Raw genomic sequence first — 18308 nt, 5'->3', positions numbered from 1 at the left:
ATTTAAACCCTCCTTTACAATGTTAAGCTACTGTAAAAAATAACACACTTTCAACATTATTTCACTTACAAACTTAATACATCAACGTTTTAGTGCACTTTTTAATGCTGCACGACCTCTGAATGCTGTCTTTTTAGGTACAAGCTGTGCTTTAAATGCTAAATAATTCGGACGTCCTATGCCCACTTTATTTAAAGCTTCACGCCACTGTTTATAGAAATGCAACGTCCATCCGCTGCATCCGCCTTCTACAACTTTAACGATTCTAAAGAGTGCATCACCGTCATAATGTGTGCCCTGCATCCCTTCAATGTATTGAATGACTGTGTCTAATAAAGCTTGTGTCATTTTAGGCTTTTCAGTCACATAAGCCTGCAGCATATAGCTGACAATCAGTTCATCCATACGATAACTATAATATTGTTGCACATTCGGCATTCTTAAATAGTCCATAACACGCTGACGAACAATATAAGCATCATGCATATAGTCAAAGAAGCGCTCGACACTGCGTGCTGTAATCGAATTCTCTCGGACATTATAACCTGCGATAATATCTGGCAGTAATTGAATGTCATGCGCTTGATTAAAGGCATGCGCCATAAAAGTATGTTCTTCGCAAAAGACAATATCTTCATCAAAGCGCAAGTTCTTAAATCGCGCACTGAACATTTTATCTCTCGGTCCGATAGATTGCAGCATGGCTGGACATTGCGACAAATTAACGATTTCATCTTTTTTGATTTCCTCGTGTGTCGGGAACGTACGCCACTCGCCGTGATAGTCGCGTCCTGTTTGACCGATGACAATTTCAACATCTTCATTTTGTTCATAACGGCGTGCCATCACATCAATCCGACTCGGCAAGAATTCATCATCTGCATCTAAAAACATAAAGACATCTCCGGTAATATGTCCTAAACCGACATTACGGCTTGCGGCTGCGCCTTTATTCGTTTGACTGATGATTTTGACATGTTTATTTTCTTTTTGCAGTGTTTCAAGTGCTTCTAAAGTATTGTCTGTTGAGCCGTCATTGATACAAATAATTTCATGATCATACTTCGTATCGATAGAGCTCACTGCTTTTTTAATGACATCTTCTGAATTATAAACAGGAATAATAATAGATATTTTCATCGTTTCACCAATTCTTTTATATAATTTGAAATTTGATTCAGTGTTTCTTTACTATTGTAACTATGCCAATCTTTAAAGAGCGGCGGATAGTGTTCGCGCCCTTCTTGCAACTTGCTCAGCAACTCATTTTCATTATAGGCTTTATATTCTTCAGGTATTTGCCAATAGAAATGATTCAAGCCGCGTTCGCTCTCGTATTCTGCTTGATCATAAACGTAAAAGAGCACCGGTTTATTAATCAGTCCAGCTTCAATTGCCAGAGAGCTGTAGTCTGTGATGACTACATCTGCCATCAAGAATAAATGCTGTGTCGCTATCGTACACACTTCACCTAACTTGACTGCTGAAGGATGCAATTTATTAATAACTGTAAAACCTGGCAGTGCCTCTTCAAAACGTTTCTTATCTATCGTTCTGTTTGCTTGATGATTTTCTCTGTATGTCGGTACATATACTGCAAGTTTGCCTTTGATACCATAACGTTGTTTCAGTTCTTCTTTTTGCTGTTCTATATTCACTGTAAAGTAACGCTGCATTCTAGGCAAACCAAAACGAAGCATTTGGTGCGGTTTAGCGCTGAAGGCATTAGTAAAACAAATTTCCATCGGTGCTCCGCCGACTAAATAACGATCAGTCGCATTATAGACACGCATATATTGATTCACCATTTGTCTATTTGCCAAGTCAACGGAATGGTCTTTTAATCCGAAGTACTTTAAAGCGCCTGCTGCATGCCATGTTTGAATAACCGTCTGCCCCGCTTTCTTACGATACCCACCCATCAGCAAGTAATAATTATCAATAAAAATTACTTTAGCTGTTGCGAGTGCATTGAGTTGTGCAACGACATTTTTATTGCCGTTGGCTAAAAACTTAACACGTTCAAAGTCTGAGATACTTTTTTTATCCATCACATTGCCGATAACTGTTAAGTCATACCCTTCTTTATTGAATCTTTCTATTAAAGGCAAGACATCTTCTTTAAAACTCATAAATAAAACAATATGATTCGCTTTGATTTTCTTTTTGTACAGCAGCGTGTTCAACACTTTGATGGTCATCAAATAAACCTTTTTAATGACTTGTCTCATGGATTTCACCTCTGTTTTCTTTTAAAAAAACTCCAAACACGCTAAACATGCTTGGAGTTGAATCGCTCATCTTCTTACATAAAGTCTGCAAATTGATCTCTGTAGCGCATGTGCAGAATAGAACCTACAAAGTATAAGAATAATACGATAAATATGTTATACACCGCGAGTTCCCAGTGTTCAATAAAGTACCAGTTATGATACAGCACTGCTGCACGGTAAGATTCTGCGATGAAATACATCGGATTCAGCATCAAAATCTTTTGGACAATCGTACCAGGTTTTGCGACCCATAAAATCGGAGACGCATAGAATAATACACGCATTAACGCTTGCATCATCATTTGAGTATCTCGAATCAATACACCTAGTGTTGAAGTCAACAACGCTACAGCACTTGTGAAGATATAAGCAAATGGGACGTATAAGAATAATTGAATAATGTGTATCGTCGGGTAAATTCCTGAACCGATACAGAAAATGATAATAATCCCAAGTAATGCTAAATGTCCGTATAATTTTGAAGTAACGGTATAAGTCGGAATAATAGATAATGGGAAGTTCATTTTAGCAACTTGATTGAATTTCGATACAATCGAACGTGTCCCATCTAAAATACCTTGGTTGATAAAGAACCACATACTGATACCTACAAGCATCCAGTAGATGAATGGTATACCGTCAACTGGTGCGTTCGTACGAATTCCAAAACCGAACACGAACCAGTAAACCAAGATTTGGATCAGCGGGTTGATAATTTCCCACGCTGTTCCTAAATAGTTATTATGGTTAGCAATTTTTAATTGGAATTGTGCTAACCTATGGATTAAGTAAAATCCTTTAATATGTTCTTTCAGAACAGTTATTAATGCTCCCATGTTCAAACCACGCTTTCAAACGTTTTGCGCATTTTTTCATTACATACACTTATGTAACAATTTCTCTATGCTTGAAATATATCCATCTCAACATTATACGTAATTATAATATAGATTGGAATAATTTTCATTATTATTTACGGAGAAATGACTGCACTCACTAAAATAATGACCTATTCTTCAAGAAATGGTAAAATTTATAGCGTTGAAGAAAACACATGCGTTTTGTCCTCTCGACATCGCAATTTGTACTATAATAGAGTAAATAGAGGTTAAGGAAGAGGTTATACAATGAAAGATGTATCTGTAAAGATGGATAATATTACAAAAGAATATCGTATCTATCGTAATAATAAAGAACGAATCAAAGATGCGCTCATTCCTAATCATAAAAATAAAACATTTTACGCTTTGAAAGATGTTTCGATGACAGCTTATAAAGGAGATGTCATCGGCTTAGTCGGCATCAACGGTTCCGGAAAATCTACCCTCAGCAACATTATCGGAGGGTCGCTTTCAAATACAGAAGGCAAAATCACAAAGAACGGCGAAGTGAGTGTTATTGCGATTAACGCAGGACTCAACGCGCAATTGACTGGCTTGGAAAATATCGAATTCAAAATGCTTTGTATGGGGTTCAACCGCAAACAAATCAAAGCATTAACACCTAAAATTGTAGAATTCAGCGAACTTGGCGAGTTTATTTATCAACCCGTTAAAAAGTACTCAAGCGGTATGCGCGCAAAACTCGGCTTCTCTATCAACGTAACTATCGATCCCGATATCTTAGTAATTGACGAAGCGTTATCTGTAGGCGACCAAACATTCACGCAGAAATCATTAGACAAAATCCACGAGTTCAAAGAAGCTGGAAAAACTATCTTCTTCGTGAGCCACAATATCGGCCAAGTCCGTCAATTCTGTACTAAAATTGCTTGGATTGAAGGCGGCCGTCTCAAAGATTTCGGAGATGTGAAAGAGGTTCTGCCGAAATACGAACAATTCTTAAAGGACTTTAAAAAGAAATCAAAAGCAGACCAAAAAGCATTCCGCAAACAATTAGACGAAACACGATTTGTGATGAAGTAAAGGAATCTGCAAGACAACTCAGAATGAATCAGCAAATTTTGAAACAAACCCCTTTAAATCAAGCGCAAAAAGTATTATTATTAAATACAAGTGTAAAAATAACAGGCACATTAAAGCTGCTCTTTAAATAATGTCTTACTCACTTGTAACTTGGCATTTTGATCAGAGCATAACATTCAGCGTTGCTGCATACTTCATTAAATTTTAGTGAAGGTGTATCGATGCAATACAGCCTGAACTCAATATGTCATATCATTTCTCTAGTAAGCAGGTGATTGATATAGCTAACCAAAACAAAACACAAGCCTTTGCGAATCTTGTCCGTGCTTATCGTAAATCACACATAGGCAAAGGACCAGAACAAATCAAAGTGTTTTTCAAAGATAATTGGGCAATCGCTCATATGACAGGCAGCCTAAGCAAAGTTGAAAATTTCTATTTGCGTAATACCGAAAGCAAAGAATTTGAAAGAATGCTTAAATTCGGACGTACAGAAGAAATCAAACAGCTTTATAAGCAGCATCCTCCAACACAAATGGAAGATTTAGTAGGCGCTAAATTTGTAAAACTATTTACAGACGTAAATTTAGAAGATGACGAGGTCATTTCAATATTTGTATTTGACCGTAATATAGAATAAAACCAAATATTTCCAGGATTGGTGTAAGGTACTCGGTGCTGTTTACTAACCCGCTTTGAAACTCGAAACGACATTTCAAGGAGGTGATGCATGTAAACAGGATCGAGTTTTTTATTTTCCATATACAATGACGTTGAACTTATCTGATAAACAACCATTCATTTCTAAAATAATATACAACGCTTTACGCTCACCACTATAGTAAGGCACTGTATGAACCCTTGAACAGCGCATTAAGCTGACAGCCCTTGCTGATGCGTACGAAATTTAAAAGTGTGTCTGCTTTAACCATTGCTTTGCGAATCCCCTATAGTAACAGTGATTGAAAAAAGCAGCCCTTAGCGAGCCGTGGCGAACGGACACACATTACCCTAACAACTATTTACAACCCTAACGATAAGTCAGCGTTCATGCTAAATAGCCAGATGCTATCATTTATTGATGGTTTCAACAATTCGCGTTAAAACACTTAAACGCTATCAAGTTATGAAATAAGGTACGACCAGCAGATCCCTCAACCCTATTAAAGCTATACCGTACTATTTCATACTTGACCACAACCCTAACTTAAATCAAACAGAGTTCTAAAGTCGCTCTGAAATACAACCATCGATTCAAAGCATAAGATTGTATATGTAAACCTGGCCGTTAATCAAACGACCACTTAAATCACACGACATTTCAGAATGTGAATAGCCCTGCATTCTGATAACCCTTAACAAAAAAATGTTAAAACGTGTTCAATTAAGCTCCCTCAACTTCTTAATTGAAACACTGAAATCTATAAAAATAACCCTTAACAAAACAAACGCATTGCAGCTGCCCTTTTTCAACTGCAATGCGTTATTTTTATAGTTTAAATATTATTACTTTGCGGCTTTACTTTCGACCATATAGTTCTAGCAAAAATGACAATTACCATTGCCAATCCAATGTATCCAACAAATGGATAAATCATTGCTACTAATTTACCAAATGGCAATGTTCCGCCAAGCATGAAGACAACACCTAATACTACTGTCACAATCAAGCCGAATTTTGCTGGTATAAATCTCATAAATTCATTTTTTACTAACCAATACATTGGTGCTGTTGTTGAATAAATACCTAACAAAATACAAATTGAAAATATCATTGCAACTATCGGACTGATTGTGTCACCTAAATACAATACCGGTACTTCAAGTTTTAATACATTTGGATAATGTGCAAACATAGCGACTACCATAGCTAATACTGCCAGCATTAATCCAGCACCGCCGCATATACCTGCAGCCGCAGCTTCTTTTCGACTACCAGCTTGTTGACCTAATTGAGTGAAAAAGATAGTTCCTGCTAAAATGTTGTAACAGAAAAATAATATACTCGCTTGCCACCAGTGTCCTGCTGGCTGTAAATCTTTTGCTGCTTGCGGTAAAGTATCTAAAGAAGGTAATCCATTAATATTTTTGAAGAAAACTACTAAACAAATAGCAATTGTTAGAACTACAATAACGGGTCCGACCGCCCCAATAATATCTACCAGTTTCTTCAATCCGAAAATAACCGTAAGCATTGTTATGACACCCATTCCTATCAGACCGATATATGTTGGAATGCCAAAGTGTTCGTGTGCGATTGCACCAGTACCAGAAATCATGATTACAACGATACTAAACAAGAATAATAACGTAAAATATTCAATCAACCGACCTATAATTTTTCCGCAATACAGTTTAAAAATATCTCCCGGTTGTTTCAATTGCAGCTCGAAGCCTCTCGTCATTAAAGTTACACCTAACGAGCAGAATAAAATCGCACTTAAAACGATTCCTGCAATACCCGCTTTTCCATAAGAAGCAAAAAACTGCATAACTTCTTGTCCTGTTGCAAAACCTGATCCAATTAAGTAAGCCATGTAGGCGCCGCTTAATTTAATAACATTTTTCCAATCGATAGTTTGTCCCATATATTCACCCCTATTACCAACCTTGTCCTTCAACTTGGTAATCATCTAGTTTTCCATCTTCTAATTCCTGCATTGTCTCTGTAAGTACCTTTAAAGCATAATCTAACTGTTCATCTGTTATGACAAGCGGTGGTTGGAATCTCAATACATTCCCAGCGACAGCAATAATGACTAAACCTCTTTCATAGCAGCGGTTGCAAATTTTTAATGCTGCTTGATTGTCTCTTTCTTTTGTCTTTTTATCTTTAACAATATCAATGCCTATCGAGAGTCCTAGACCTCTTACATTACCGACAAAATCATATTTTTCTTCCCATTTTTTCATATAGACTTTGGCGTATTTTCCTTTAGTTGCTGATTTTTCAACTAAGTTTTCTTCTTCTAACATTTCAAGTGTTGCTAATGCAGCGGCACAGCTGACCGGATTCGCTCCCATAGTAAATAGATGAGCTGGAGAAGATAAACTTTCTAAGATTTCTTCCCGACCAACAATTGCTGACATCGGCATACCTCCTGCTAAAGATTTTCCATATGCCACTAAATCAGGTTCAAAATTAAAGTGCTCGATTGAACTCCATTTGCCTGTACGCCCCATACCTTGTTGGATATCATCTACAGCAATTAGAATGCCGTGTTTCTTGCATAACTTTTCGAGTGCTTCAAAATAGCCCTCTACCGGTTCAAGCAAACCACCGTCGCCTTGAAGTGTTTCAACAACAATACATGCTACCTCTTCAGGCGGTAAATACTTCTCAAACATCTCATTTAATGGCGCAAGATATTCTTCTACAGTATTAGGTTTTGTCGAACCATACATTCCTCTATAGCTATCTGGATATGGAATATGGTGCACATCTGGTAATAATGGTCCGATTTTCCTGCGCATGTTTAAGCTGATTGCTGATAATGAAATAGATCCAAAAGTTGAGCCATGATAAGCATTTGTGAAGCTAATAATGTGAGGTCGTCCTGTATAAGCTCGTGCAAATTTAATAATACCGTCACAAGCATCAGATCCCGTTAAACCGAAGATAACTCTTTTTCTATAATTTCCTGGCGACAGTCCGCATATTTTCTCTGCTAAATTCGCTAGCGGTTCATGATACATATACGCTGGTGTATAATGAATCATTTTATTGGTCTGTTCTTGAATTGCTTTCACCACTTTTTCAGGTGTATGACCAACATTTTGAGAACTTGCACTTGATAACAAGTCAATATATTCCTTACCGCTGATATCTGTTAAAGTAGCCCCGTGTGCGTGATCGATAATAAGCGGATAATAAGGAATTCTCCCTGCATGGGCAAAATACTTATCGTCCCGTTCGAATATTTCTTGAGCATTTGCCATCATAAACATCTCCTTCATTTTGCACAATTTTATTTAGATTCAGAGAATTGAATATATGTAATATACTACTAAAAACGCCGACTGTAAACAGATTATTTAAAATATTCAGATAATACCGTGAGTTATTTTTTTATTTTATCTCTTTTCTAGTAAAATATCATGATAAATAAAAAAGTAACCGCTCAAATAACGGTTACCATTTTATTTATAAAACATTTTATTTATTCCACTGAATTTAATACATCTCTTTCAGCTTTCAATTGTTCGATGAAAGCTTTGACATCGATGCTAGTTTCTTCAGAATCGCCGCGTTTTCTTACTGCGACAGTACCATTTTCAACTTCATTGTCACCGACTACAAGTGTATAAGGTACTTTTTTCAAATGTGCTTGACGGATTTTGTATCCCATTTTTTCATCTGAAAGATCTAAGTCTACTCTGAAACCTTCTGCTTTTAATTGACGTTTTAAATCTTTCACAGCATCTAAATGCAAGTCTGCATTAACCGGAATCACTTCTAATTGAACAGGAGCTAACCATAATGGTAAGTTGCCGCCGAAGTGTTCAAGTAAAATACCGATAAAGCGATCGCTTGAACCGTAAATAGCACGGTGGATAACAACTGGACGTTCTTTTTCACCATCTTGATTTACAAATGTTAAATCGAATTTTTCCGGCATTTGGAAATCAAGTTGTACAGTACCGCATTGGTGGCTTCTGCCTAATGCGTCTTTGATGTGAATATCGATTTTAGGGCCATAGAAAGCACCGTCTTTTTCATTGACTGTATATTCAAAGTTATGTTGGTTTAATACATTTTCAAGTGATTGTTCTGCGAAATCCCATAATTCGATTTCACCCATATAATCATCTGGACGTGTTGATAATTCAATACTGTAATCAAAGCCGAACACGCTGTATACTTTATGGATTAATCCAAGTACTTCTAAAATTTCTGATTCGATTTGATCACGGCGTACAAAGATATGTGCATCATCTTGGTTAAATGTTCTTACACGGAATAAACCATTTAAAGAACCGCTTAATTCATGACGATGTACTTGGCCGAATTCTGCCATACGAATCGGTAAATCGCGATAAGAATGAAGATGATTTTTATAAATCAACATATGGCCTGGGCAGTTCATTGGTTTTAAGGCATATGTTTGTTCGTCTACTTCAGTGAAGTACATATTGTCTTGATAGTGATCCCAGTGTCCGCTGTTTTTCCATAAAGTTTCATCCATAATGAATGGAGTATAAACTTCTTCGTAATCTGATTCAAACTGCAATTGTCTCAACATATTTTGCAACTCTAAACGAATCACTTGTCCGTTATGTGCATAGAATGGCATACCTGGTGCATATTCAGAGAATGAGAAGATATCTAATTCTTTACCTAAACGACGGTGGTTGATTTGTTCATATTTATCAATGAATGCTAAGTGTTCTTCTAAAGCTTTAGCATCTGCGAATGCAAAACCTGCCGCACGTTGCAACGATTCATTATTAACATCGCGCAACCAGTTAGTTGCTGAGATAGATTGCAAGCTGAAGTGTTTCACTTTTGATAAGTTGCTGACTAATGGTTGATCAATCACTGCTTTATAATCGCCGTGTACTGCCACTTTAACAGGCTCTTGTGCTTGTTCAATATGGTGCTGCATAAATGCATTATCACTGAATTGATCTAATGCTTCGAGTTTAGATAATTCACGGATTTCAATCGGATGATTGGCACTGATTGCTTTTTTCACTGCTTTTGCGACATCTTCTAAGTCAGCTGCTTTTAAATTAGTTTCTGGTTTGAAATCCACAAAGAATTGTTCTTTATTCGCACCGAAACCAGCTACTTTTGCGCCTTGTTTTGCTAAAACTTCTCCTGCTAAATAACCTAATGTGTAACGAATGGCTTCTAAGCCTTGTTCATCTTCGTATGTGAAGAATTCAACTTGGCAATCTTCGTTGATGTATTCATTTAAACCATATAATGTACCATCTACATTCGCAACTGCGGCTTTTTTCGCAAATGAACTACCGATTTGCTGAGCTGCTTGGTAAAGTGTTGTGCCTTGTTCCACCTCCAATTTGCGTTGATCTGGTAAAGTAACGATGACTTGTTCTGACATAATAATTGCCTCCTTAAATTCTTATAATCCATATTTTTGAAATAAAAAAACTGCACTTATCCCCTAGATAAAAGGGACGAGTGCAGTTTATGCTCGTGGTACCACCCACATTCGAAACAAGCTGGATACAACCTGCCGTATAACAGCATACGTGTTTGTTTGCTTGTTTCCTCATTGGTATGACGTAACATGTCATAAATCGGTATATTTTCATATACATCTCGAAAGTAGTAAGACACAGTTTAAGTAATAAGAAAGTTTCCAGCCTATGACTTTCTCTCTCTGACTTAAATTTTGTATCTTGTATCTTTCTCATAGAAATTGTTTTTTAAATTATGTTCATTATATCGTAACAATTTCGATTTGACAATCGACATACGAACATGTTCATGATTCTGTAAAAATTGAAACCGCTTCACATCAAGGCTTCCTCAATATATTCTCCATCTTTTTGCCTCTTGCCAATTCATCCACTAATTTATCCAAATAGCGGACTTCCTGCATTAAAGGTTCTTCGATTTCTTCCACACGTACGCCGCAAATCACACCTGTTATCATTTTACGATTCGGATTCAACTGCGGTGCTTGTTCAAAGAAAATCTCAAACGTAGTCCCGTTTTCCAAAACTTTTTCGATACCCGTTTGATCATAACCGGTTAACCAAGTGATCACTTCATCCAACTCGGCCTTTGTACGCCCTTTTTTCTCTACTTTAGTTACATAGTGCGGATATACACTTGAAACTTTCATCTCATTGATTGTTCTTCTAGCCACGCATGTCACTCCTTCTATTATTGTTGTTTACATTATAGCGGTTTGTTTAATGTTATGTGCAAATATTTAACAAAGCAAGTCTGCACTTTGTCTTGATAAGCAAGACGCATCTTACATATTAAAACAGGGAGTGTGATGATAGGTCACACTCCCTGTCACTGCAATGTCTAAAATGAACAACTTAAACATGCACAGTTTCTATTTACTTTTTCAATCGTTTGCGAAAGACTTTGGTCACAAAACTAGGCAAACGTCGCATTCTAGCCATACGTTTCCAATCCGTTATCAAACGATAGAACCATTCAAGATTGGTTTTGCGGAAGAGATACGGTGCACGTTTTTTAGTACCGCTGTAAATTTCGATCGAACCGCCCACACCCATAAGCAATGTGTGCTGCAAACGATGGCGATGTTGTTTAATCCATTGTTCTTGTTTAGGGTAACCCATTCCTACAAAGACATAATCTGGATTAAAACGGCTGACTTGGCGTATCACCGCTTCATCATCTAAATCGATATAGCCGTGATGTGCATCAAAAGTAATATTCGGATATTTATTCTGCAATTCACGCACCGCCGCATGTACTACATTTTCAGCTGCACCTAACAAGAAGACACGTTGATGATAACGTTCTGCAATCTCTAAACAAGCAGCCATAAATTCAATTCCAGGCACACGTTCTTTTAATGGTGTACCTAAAATACGGCCGGCTTGAATAATACCTGTTCCGTCTGGAATGATATAATCTGCTTCGCTGATGAGTGCATGGTAGTTATGATCTTCTAATGCATAATCAACGATTTCCGGATTCGCAGTCACTACAAACATATTATCTGTCGTATCATTTTCTATAAAATCATGTACCGCTTCTCTCATTTCCTGCATTGTCACATCATCAAATGGCACGGATAAAATATCTACTTTATTATGTTTATGTATATGATTTCTCATCGCTTCAAACTCCTATCTTACGCCTCTGGTTGAATTTCTTTATTTCTATCATTATACACTTCAGATGAATTGATTGCATTCACAACAAAAAGTGCTATTCTTAATGCACTATAGAATTTATGAGGTAAGATACAAATGATGACTGAAAAACAAAAAATGTTAAATGGCGAACTGTATGATTCAAGAGACCCTGAACTTGTAAAAGAACGGCATAAAGCACGTCATGCGAACAAAGCAATCAATAATGCGTTCTCTATTAAAGAACGTATGCAGCAATTCAAACAAAGTATAGGCAAATGCGGAGAAAATCCTTTCATTGAACCAGATATTCATTTTGATTACGGTTATAACATTGAAATCGGAGATCACTTTTATGCTAACTGCAACCCGATAATGTTAGATGTTGCTAAAATCAAAATCAGAGACCATGTCTTGCTAGGTCCGAACGTCCAATTAATCACTGCTACACACCCCCTGAATCCAAGAGAACGTGCAACAGGCTTAGAATTAGGTTATCCTATTACAATCGGCAATCACGTTTGGATCGGCGCAGGTGCCATTATCTTGTCAGGTATTACTATCGGCGACAATGCGATTATCGGTGCCGGCAGTGTTGTGACTAAAGATGTACCTGCAAATAAAGTTTATGCCGGCAATCCTGCACGTTATATCAAAGATGTACCGTTAGACTAAAATAGGTCCGAAGACGCAAGACAATCTTATGAGATTTTTAATACAATAGACATGAATTTAAAGTTGAGGTCACGCTATCTCAACTTTTTTCTATTACATTTAAGAGGTTAGATTATGCAGCTTATCAAAGATATTCTCAGTACATCCATGACACTCCATTTATATTGGGTTGTGTTAATAGCGATAGCTTATATCGTTACCCATCAAAAACGTCACAGCTCAAGTTTTGCGATGTTGGATATTATTTTAAATTATATTCCTGTTTTGACACATGAATTCGGACATATCTTATTTAATAAAATCAGCGGCGGACACACAGAAGATTTAGTGATTGTAACCTCAAGAAGAGAAAGAATCGAAACATCGCGACAAGGGTTCGCAATAACCAGAGCCAGACACAAAAGTACAATGATTATTACCACACTCGGCGGTTATATGATGCCACCGATTATGCTGGCTGTCGGATTATTTGCAGGCTACTATCATTACCCATCGCTCTTTGTCTTAAGTTATACAGCTTTATTCATATATTTCGTCATCATCACTTCACGTAAAGGGATTCCGATTTTATTAACATTATTGTTAGCACTCATGATTTATGGTTTAATTCAAAATGGACAGCCAGAATTTATCGTCATTGTATTGTCGATTGTGTATCACTTTATATTAGGTGTCCTATTCGGAGAAGTACTGCAATCGACTTGGACTATTGCAATATTAACGTTCGCCCGTCACATAGATTGGGACGGTTTGGCATTGCGCAGGTTAACAGGCATCCCTGTATTTGTGTTCAGTTTGTTATGGATTGCCTTTAACATCTATATCGTGTATTCTATTGTAAACATTTTAATATTCCAAAATTAAGGTGATGAAAATGGTAAAGCTACGTCCAGCAACAGAAATCGAATTACCCTTATTTACCAAGGTATACAACCAAGCAATAGCAGAAAGAAATATTACAGCTGATATCAATCAAGTGACTGAAGAGGAAATGGCTAAGATTTTTGATCAACATGATGCCGCACGTCCGTTATTCACTGTCATCGATGAAGAAGACCGCCCTATCGGTTATGCGAGTCTGAATCACTTTTACGGCCGCCCTGCTTATGATGAAACAGCAGAGCTCAGCATCTATTTAGATGAAGACTTGCGCGGCAAAGGGGTCGGCACCAAAGTGATGGAACGTTTAGAACAAGAAGCAAAAGCATTAGGTATCCGCTTCTTAACCGGATATGTCTTTGCGCAAAATCAACCGTGCAACCATTTATTTAAAAAACTGGGTTATGCACTATGGGGAGAATTACCGCAAATTGCACACATTGATAACAAGCGCTTAGATTTGAATATTTGGGGCAAACAAATTAAATAACTGTGCAACATAAAGCAACTGCCAGACTGATAATCATCCGGCAGTTGCTTTTTTGTATCTTTGAGCTTGTACTTCACATATTTATTTTGTACAAAGCGTATAAATTTTGCTTTTCTTTAGTATAGGCAGCTTTTGTAAGAAAGGTGTGATGAGATGACCTATGCGTTTCATTCCTAACACCCATAATATACCCAATGCTGTACCTCCAAGGACATCGGTTAAAAAATGTGCATGGAAATATAATCTTGAAAATAAGATACTGCCCCATAACACTGCTATCATCACATAGGCTGTATAACGCAGCGCTTTATTACTGAATTTAGGCATCACCACACTTAATAAAATCATCGCAATCAAAGTGCTTGATAGAGAGTGGCCGCTAGGGAATGAAAAGCCGGTATCTACTAATAAGTGATCGTAGGGACGACTGCGATGAAAAACCGCTTTTAAGATAACCCCTAAAATCCCACCGAATCCTACTGTCGCAAGTATCCATAAGCTCAGTAAATAATACCGTTTTACAATTAATATAATCGCACCTGCAATTGACAGCAAAACAAAAGTTAAAACATCCCCGTAAGAGGCTACTATTGTCATGATATCATTAAACCAACCGCCGTTATAATTCATTGCAGGCTCCTCAAACATACGATCAAACCAATTAAATGCGGCTAAATCTATTTTATGTGCAAATCCAATATGCAGACATACACCAAGCATCGTAAACACCAACACAATGAAACTTATAATCATTGCCCATGTTTCTAATGAGCGCTTTCTTTTTATATCCATAATCTATTGCTCCATTTCTCTTTTCATAGATTATAACGCATCATACAACCATTTAAATCCGCTTTAAGTCTGATTCAATTTGCGCATAAAAAAGACGCAATCTAAGATTACGCCTCTGTAGTCATTTAATCTATTTTCTCACCAAAAATGTGATCAGCATTTTCATAACTTAAGATAATCAACGGATCTTCACCTTTTTGAATCGCAATGACTTGGTTAGTGTCATCACGTGATGCTACTGTGACTTCATCACCGATAGAAATAGATTTGCTTGAGAGATAAATCAATAATTTAGTACGGTCTCGGACACGTCTGATAGTTACACGATCTCCAGCTTCAAATTCCTTCAATGAAAGATTATAAATCTCCTCGAAATTGCCGTCGCGCGGAATCACACCGCCATGCGGACAGGTTGTCGGATAATTCAACAGTGCATCTAAACGTTCTACAAATAAATCCGATACACGATGTTCTAATACCTCTGCTTCTTGATGCACTTCTTCCCAGTTGTACTTCAATATTTCGATTAAGAAAAGTTCCAATAAGCGATGGCGTTTAATAATCTCTAATGTATGATTAAAACCTTCTTCAGATAATTTAACACCTTTATAAGGTTTCGTAGTCACATAGCCCGCTTTTTCCAAACGATTGACCATCTCACTCACGGATGGGGGTTTAATATTTAAATACCGAGAGAGTTGTTTGTTTGTAACGAATGAAGTTGCGCCGCCATTATTCAAAATCGCTTTTAGGTAATCTTCCTTTTCTTCCGTTAACATCTTGTCACCGTTCCTTCCATCCAGATTCACTTTATTGTATCACGAAAAGACTTGACAAGCGAAAATTCATGACTTATTATGAAATAAATTAGGTTAGCCTAAAAATTATTTTAGGAGGTGTGGTATTGTTAGAAATTAAAAATTTAGATTTACACTTAGGAAATAAGCATGTACTTCACAACATCAGCTTATCTATTCCGACTCATGGTGAGATTATCGGCATTATCGGTCCGAACGGTGCAGGTAAATCATCACTTATTAAAGCGTTAATCGGAGAATTCAAATCACAAGGTCAGCGTTTGCTGGATAACCGACCCATCGAGACACAACTGAAGAATATTACATACATACCGCAAAAAGCTTACTTAGATTTAGATTTTCCTATCGATGTTGAAGGTGTTGTCTTATCTGGTGCCTATAAGGATATCGGATGGTTTAAACGCCCTTCTTCAACCATCAAACAACGTTTAACAGCACTTTTAGAAGACATGCAGCTGACGCATTTAAGAAAACGTCAGATTTCCCAACTCAGCGGCGGTCAATTGCAGCGTGTCTTAGTCGCTCGTGCTTTAATGACAACAAGCAGCCTATACTTATTAGATGAACCTTTTGTCGGCATCGACTTCACTAGCGAACAATTGATTATGGAGAAGATTGAAGCATTAAAAGCAAAAGGCAAATTAATCTTAATCGTACATCATGACTTATCAAAGGCGACAACCTACTTTGACCGCATTATTTTATTAAACCAAACATTGCGCTACTTCGGACCAAGTAAAGATGCAATGACCACAGAACGTTTAAATGAGACATTCATGAATCAGGCACCTAAGACACTATAGAAACAGAAAGAGAGCTAGATCAATGTTCGAATTTATACAACAACTCACACAATATCAATTCTTAAACCGTGCTTTAATCATCTCCATATGTGTCGGCATTGTGTGCGGAACAGTCGGCAGTCTGATTGTATTAAGAGGATTGTCGCTCATGGGTGATGCGATGAGCCATGCTGTATTGCCTGGCGTTGCACTTTCATTCCTTTTCAACATTCCAATGTTTGTCGGAGCTTTAGTCACAGGAATGTTAGCCAGTCTTTTTATCGGATTTATCTCTGATAGAAGCAAGACAAAACAAGATGCAGCGATTGGTATCAGCTTTACAGCATTTTTAGCGGTCGGGGTCATTATTATCAGTCTGATCAATAGTACAACGAACTTGTACCATATTCTTTTCGGTAATTTGCTAGCGATTACCAAAACAGCATACTGGTCAACCATTATTGTCAGCGTTATTGTCCTCTTGCTTATCATCATTTTCTACCGCCCATTGATGATTTCTACTTTTGATCCGACGTTTAGTAGAATGAGCGGTTTAAACACAACTTTCATCCACTATTTTGTCATGTTGCTCTTGTCACTTGTGACAGTCGCAAGTATTCAAACAGTAGGAATCATTTTAGTCGTTGCACTCTTGATTACACCGGCATCCAGCGCCTTTCTCGTTACCAAGAAATTATGGTCTATGATGATTGTCGCCAGCCTTTTCAGTGTCATCAGTGCAATCGTCGGAATGTATTTCAGCTATATTTATAACATTCCAAGCGGTGCAACTATTGTTTTGTGTGCATTTGCGATTTATATCGGTACATTTATCTATTCTAAATGCGCTCTCAAAATCAAAAAAGGAGTTACATCATGAAAAAATTAGTACCCTTGTTAGCAATAATGCTCTTACTCTTAGCAGCTTGCGGCACAGGCAAAGATTCAAAATCAGCAGATTCTGATCATAAATTAAAAATCGTCACAACCAATTCAATACTATATGACATGGCAGACAATGTAGTTGGGGACCATGCAGAGATACATAGCATTGTTCCTATCGGCCAAGACCCCCATGAATATGAGGTCAAACCTAAAGATATCAAAGCCTTAACAGATGCCGATATTATCCTCTACAACGGACTTAATCTTGAAACAGGCAACGGCTGGTTCAACAAAGCTTTAGAACAAGCTGGCAAAACAACAAAAGATGACAGTGTCGTACGCGTTTCTAAAGGCGTTCAACCGATTTATCTGAACGGTGCAAAAGGTGATGCATCTAAACAAGATCCGCATGCTTGGTTAAGTCTTAACAACGGCATCAAATACGTCGAAAATATTCAACAAGCTGTAAGTCAGCACGATAAAGCACACAAAGCAGATTACGACAAACGAGGTGATGCCTATATCTCGAAACTTAAACAATTAAATAAAGAAAGCAACAATAAATTTAATGACATTCCTAAAGAACAGCGTGCGATGATTACAAGCGAAGGCGCATTTAAATATTTCTCAAAACAATACGGCATTACTCCCGGCTATATTTGGGAAATCAACACTGAAAAACAAGGTACACCTGAACAAATGAAACAAGCTATTCAATTCGTTAAAGATCACAAATTGAAAAATCTATTAGTCGAAACAAGCGTCGATCATAAAAGCATGAAAAGCTTGAGCGAAGAAACAGGCATTCCTATTTCAGGAGAAGTCTATACAGACTCTATTGGAAAAAAAGGCAGTAAAGGCGATTCTTATTACAAAATGATGGAATCTAATATTGAAACTGTCCATAAAAGTATGAAGTAAACTAATTTATCCTTTCAACCATCAGAAAAGACCTCCTAGTATGTCCATACCATTTC

18 protein-coding genes are annotated in these 18308 nt (G+C 37.2%); 8 read left to right on the top strand and 10 right to left on the bottom strand.

What is annotated here, in order from left to right; all coding sequences use genetic code 11:
- Positions 1–81 precede the first annotated feature (81 nt).
- From C7N65_RS05420 to C7N65_RS05410, 3 genes are all read right to left on the bottom strand, one after another.
- Positions 82–1140, bottom strand: a complete 1059-nt coding sequence (locus tag C7N65_RS05420) for a glycosyltransferase family 2 protein (RefSeq protein ID WP_105993458.1) — start codon at positions 1138–1140, stop codon at positions 82–84.
- Entirely contained in the window at positions 1137–2231 is a 1095-nt protein-coding gene (tarB, locus tag C7N65_RS05415; protein WP_105993457.1) for a teichoic acid glycerol-phosphate primase TarB, read from the bottom strand. The genes C7N65_RS05420 and tarB overlap by 4 nt, the downstream gene beginning before the upstream one ends.
- A gap of 74 nt (positions 2232–2305) precedes the next feature.
- Positions 2306–3109, bottom strand: a complete 804-nt coding sequence (locus C7N65_RS05410) for an ABC transporter permease (protein ID WP_105993456.1) — start codon at positions 3107–3109, stop codon at positions 2306–2308.
- Between the two features lie 291 nt (positions 3110–3400).
- Between C7N65_RS05410 and tagH the strand changes: the two genes are divergently transcribed.
- Both tagH and C7N65_RS05400 read left to right on the top strand, forming a co-directional pair.
- Positions 3401–4198, top strand: a complete 798-nt coding sequence (gene tagH, locus C7N65_RS05405; RefSeq protein WP_105993455.1) for a teichoic acids export ABC transporter ATP-binding subunit TagH — start codon at positions 3401–3403, stop codon at positions 4196–4198.
- Between the two features lie 271 nt (positions 4199–4469).
- Complete coding sequence (locus tag C7N65_RS05400; RefSeq protein WP_415918790.1) at positions 4470–4838, top strand: DUF2294 domain-containing protein; 369 nt, start codon at positions 4470–4472, stop codon at positions 4836–4838.
- Between the two features lie 856 nt (positions 4839–5694).
- Here C7N65_RS05400 and C7N65_RS05395 read toward each other — a convergent pair.
- From C7N65_RS05395 to tarA, 5 genes are all read right to left on the bottom strand, one after another.
- The gene (locus C7N65_RS05395; RefSeq protein ID WP_105993453.1) at positions 5695–6786 is read right to left on the bottom strand and encodes a hypothetical protein; all 1092 of its coding nucleotides are present in this window, start codon (positions 6784–6786) and stop codon (positions 5695–5697) included.
- A gap of 13 nt (positions 6787–6799) precedes the next feature.
- Positions 6800–8137, bottom strand: a complete 1338-nt coding sequence (locus C7N65_RS05390; RefSeq protein WP_105993452.1) for an aspartate aminotransferase family protein — start codon at positions 8135–8137, stop codon at positions 6800–6802.
- A gap of 221 nt (positions 8138–8358) precedes the next feature.
- Positions 8359–10266: a threonine--tRNA ligase gene (thrS, locus tag C7N65_RS05385; protein WP_105993451.1), complete on the bottom strand. Its 1908-nt coding sequence runs from the start codon at positions 10264–10266 to the stop codon at positions 8359–8361.
- 420 nt (positions 10267–10686) lie between these two features.
- Positions 10687–11016, bottom strand: coding sequence for a DUF2200 domain-containing protein (locus tag C7N65_RS05380; RefSeq protein WP_105993656.1), 330 nt, complete (start codon positions 11014–11016; stop codon positions 10687–10689).
- Between the two features lie 226 nt (positions 11017–11242).
- Positions 11243–11992: an N-acetylglucosaminyldiphosphoundecaprenol N-acetyl-beta-D-mannosaminyltransferase TarA gene (tarA, locus tag C7N65_RS05375; RefSeq protein ID WP_105993450.1), complete on the bottom strand. Its 750-nt coding sequence runs from the start codon at positions 11990–11992 to the stop codon at positions 11243–11245.
- Between the two features lie 135 nt (positions 11993–12127).
- Between tarA and C7N65_RS05370 the strand changes: the two genes are divergently transcribed.
- From C7N65_RS05370 to C7N65_RS05360, 3 genes are all read left to right on the top strand, one after another.
- Complete coding sequence (locus tag C7N65_RS05370; protein ID WP_105993449.1) at positions 12128–12685, top strand: sugar O-acetyltransferase; 558 nt, start codon at positions 12128–12130, stop codon at positions 12683–12685.
- A 114-nt stretch (positions 12686–12799) separates the two neighbouring features.
- Positions 12800–13549, top strand: a complete 750-nt coding sequence (locus tag C7N65_RS05365) for a M50 family metallopeptidase (RefSeq protein WP_105993448.1) — start codon at positions 12800–12802, stop codon at positions 13547–13549.
- A gap of 10 nt (positions 13550–13559) precedes the next feature.
- The gene (locus tag C7N65_RS05360) at positions 13560–14054 is read left to right on the top strand and encodes a GNAT family N-acetyltransferase (protein WP_105993447.1); all 495 of its coding nucleotides are present in this window, start codon (positions 13560–13562) and stop codon (positions 14052–14054) included.
- 81 nt (positions 14055–14135) lie between these two features.
- On the opposite strand, the gene C7N65_RS05355 is transcribed toward C7N65_RS05360, so the two are convergent.
- Together C7N65_RS05355 and C7N65_RS05350 are read right to left on the bottom strand one after the other, a co-directional pair.
- Positions 14136–14846 carry a phosphatase PAP2 family protein gene (locus C7N65_RS05355; RefSeq protein ID WP_105993446.1) on the bottom strand — a complete coding sequence of 237 codons (711 nt, stop codon included), beginning with the start codon at positions 14844–14846 and terminating at the stop codon, positions 14136–14138.
- Positions 14847–14971: 125 nt separating this feature from the next.
- On the bottom strand, positions 14972–15625 hold the full coding sequence (locus C7N65_RS05350; protein ID WP_105993445.1) for a metal-dependent transcriptional regulator: 654 nt from the start codon (positions 15623–15625) through the stop codon (positions 14972–14974).
- Positions 15626–15750: 125 nt separating this feature from the next.
- On the opposite strand from C7N65_RS05350, the gene C7N65_RS05345 reads away from it, so the two are divergent.
- From C7N65_RS05345 to mntC, 3 genes are read left to right on the top strand one after another with little or no spacing between them, the layout of a single operon-like run.
- Positions 15751–16467 (top strand): metal ABC transporter ATP-binding protein, encoded by a 717-nt coding sequence (locus tag C7N65_RS05345; RefSeq protein ID WP_105993444.1) that lies wholly within the window; start codon positions 15751–15753, stop codon positions 16465–16467.
- Between the two features lie 22 nt (positions 16468–16489).
- Positions 16490–17326, top strand: a complete 837-nt coding sequence (locus tag C7N65_RS05340) for a metal ABC transporter permease (RefSeq protein WP_105993443.1) — start codon at positions 16490–16492, stop codon at positions 17324–17326.
- Complete coding sequence (gene mntC / locus C7N65_RS05335; protein WP_105993442.1) at positions 17323–18252, top strand: manganese ABC transporter substrate-binding lipoprotein MntC; 930 nt, start codon at positions 17323–17325, stop codon at positions 18250–18252. Before C7N65_RS05340 ends, mntC begins: the two co-directional genes overlap by 4 nt.
- The last annotated feature ends 56 nt before the right edge of the window (positions 18253–18308 follow it).

This window comes from Staphylococcus simulans (assembly GCF_002994445.1).
Classification (GTDB): domain Bacteria; phylum Bacillota; class Bacilli; order Staphylococcales; family Staphylococcaceae; genus Staphylococcus; species Staphylococcus simulans_B.
The sequence above is the reverse complement of the archived record's forward strand: the minus strand, read 5'-3'. Positions and strand labels throughout refer to the sequence as shown.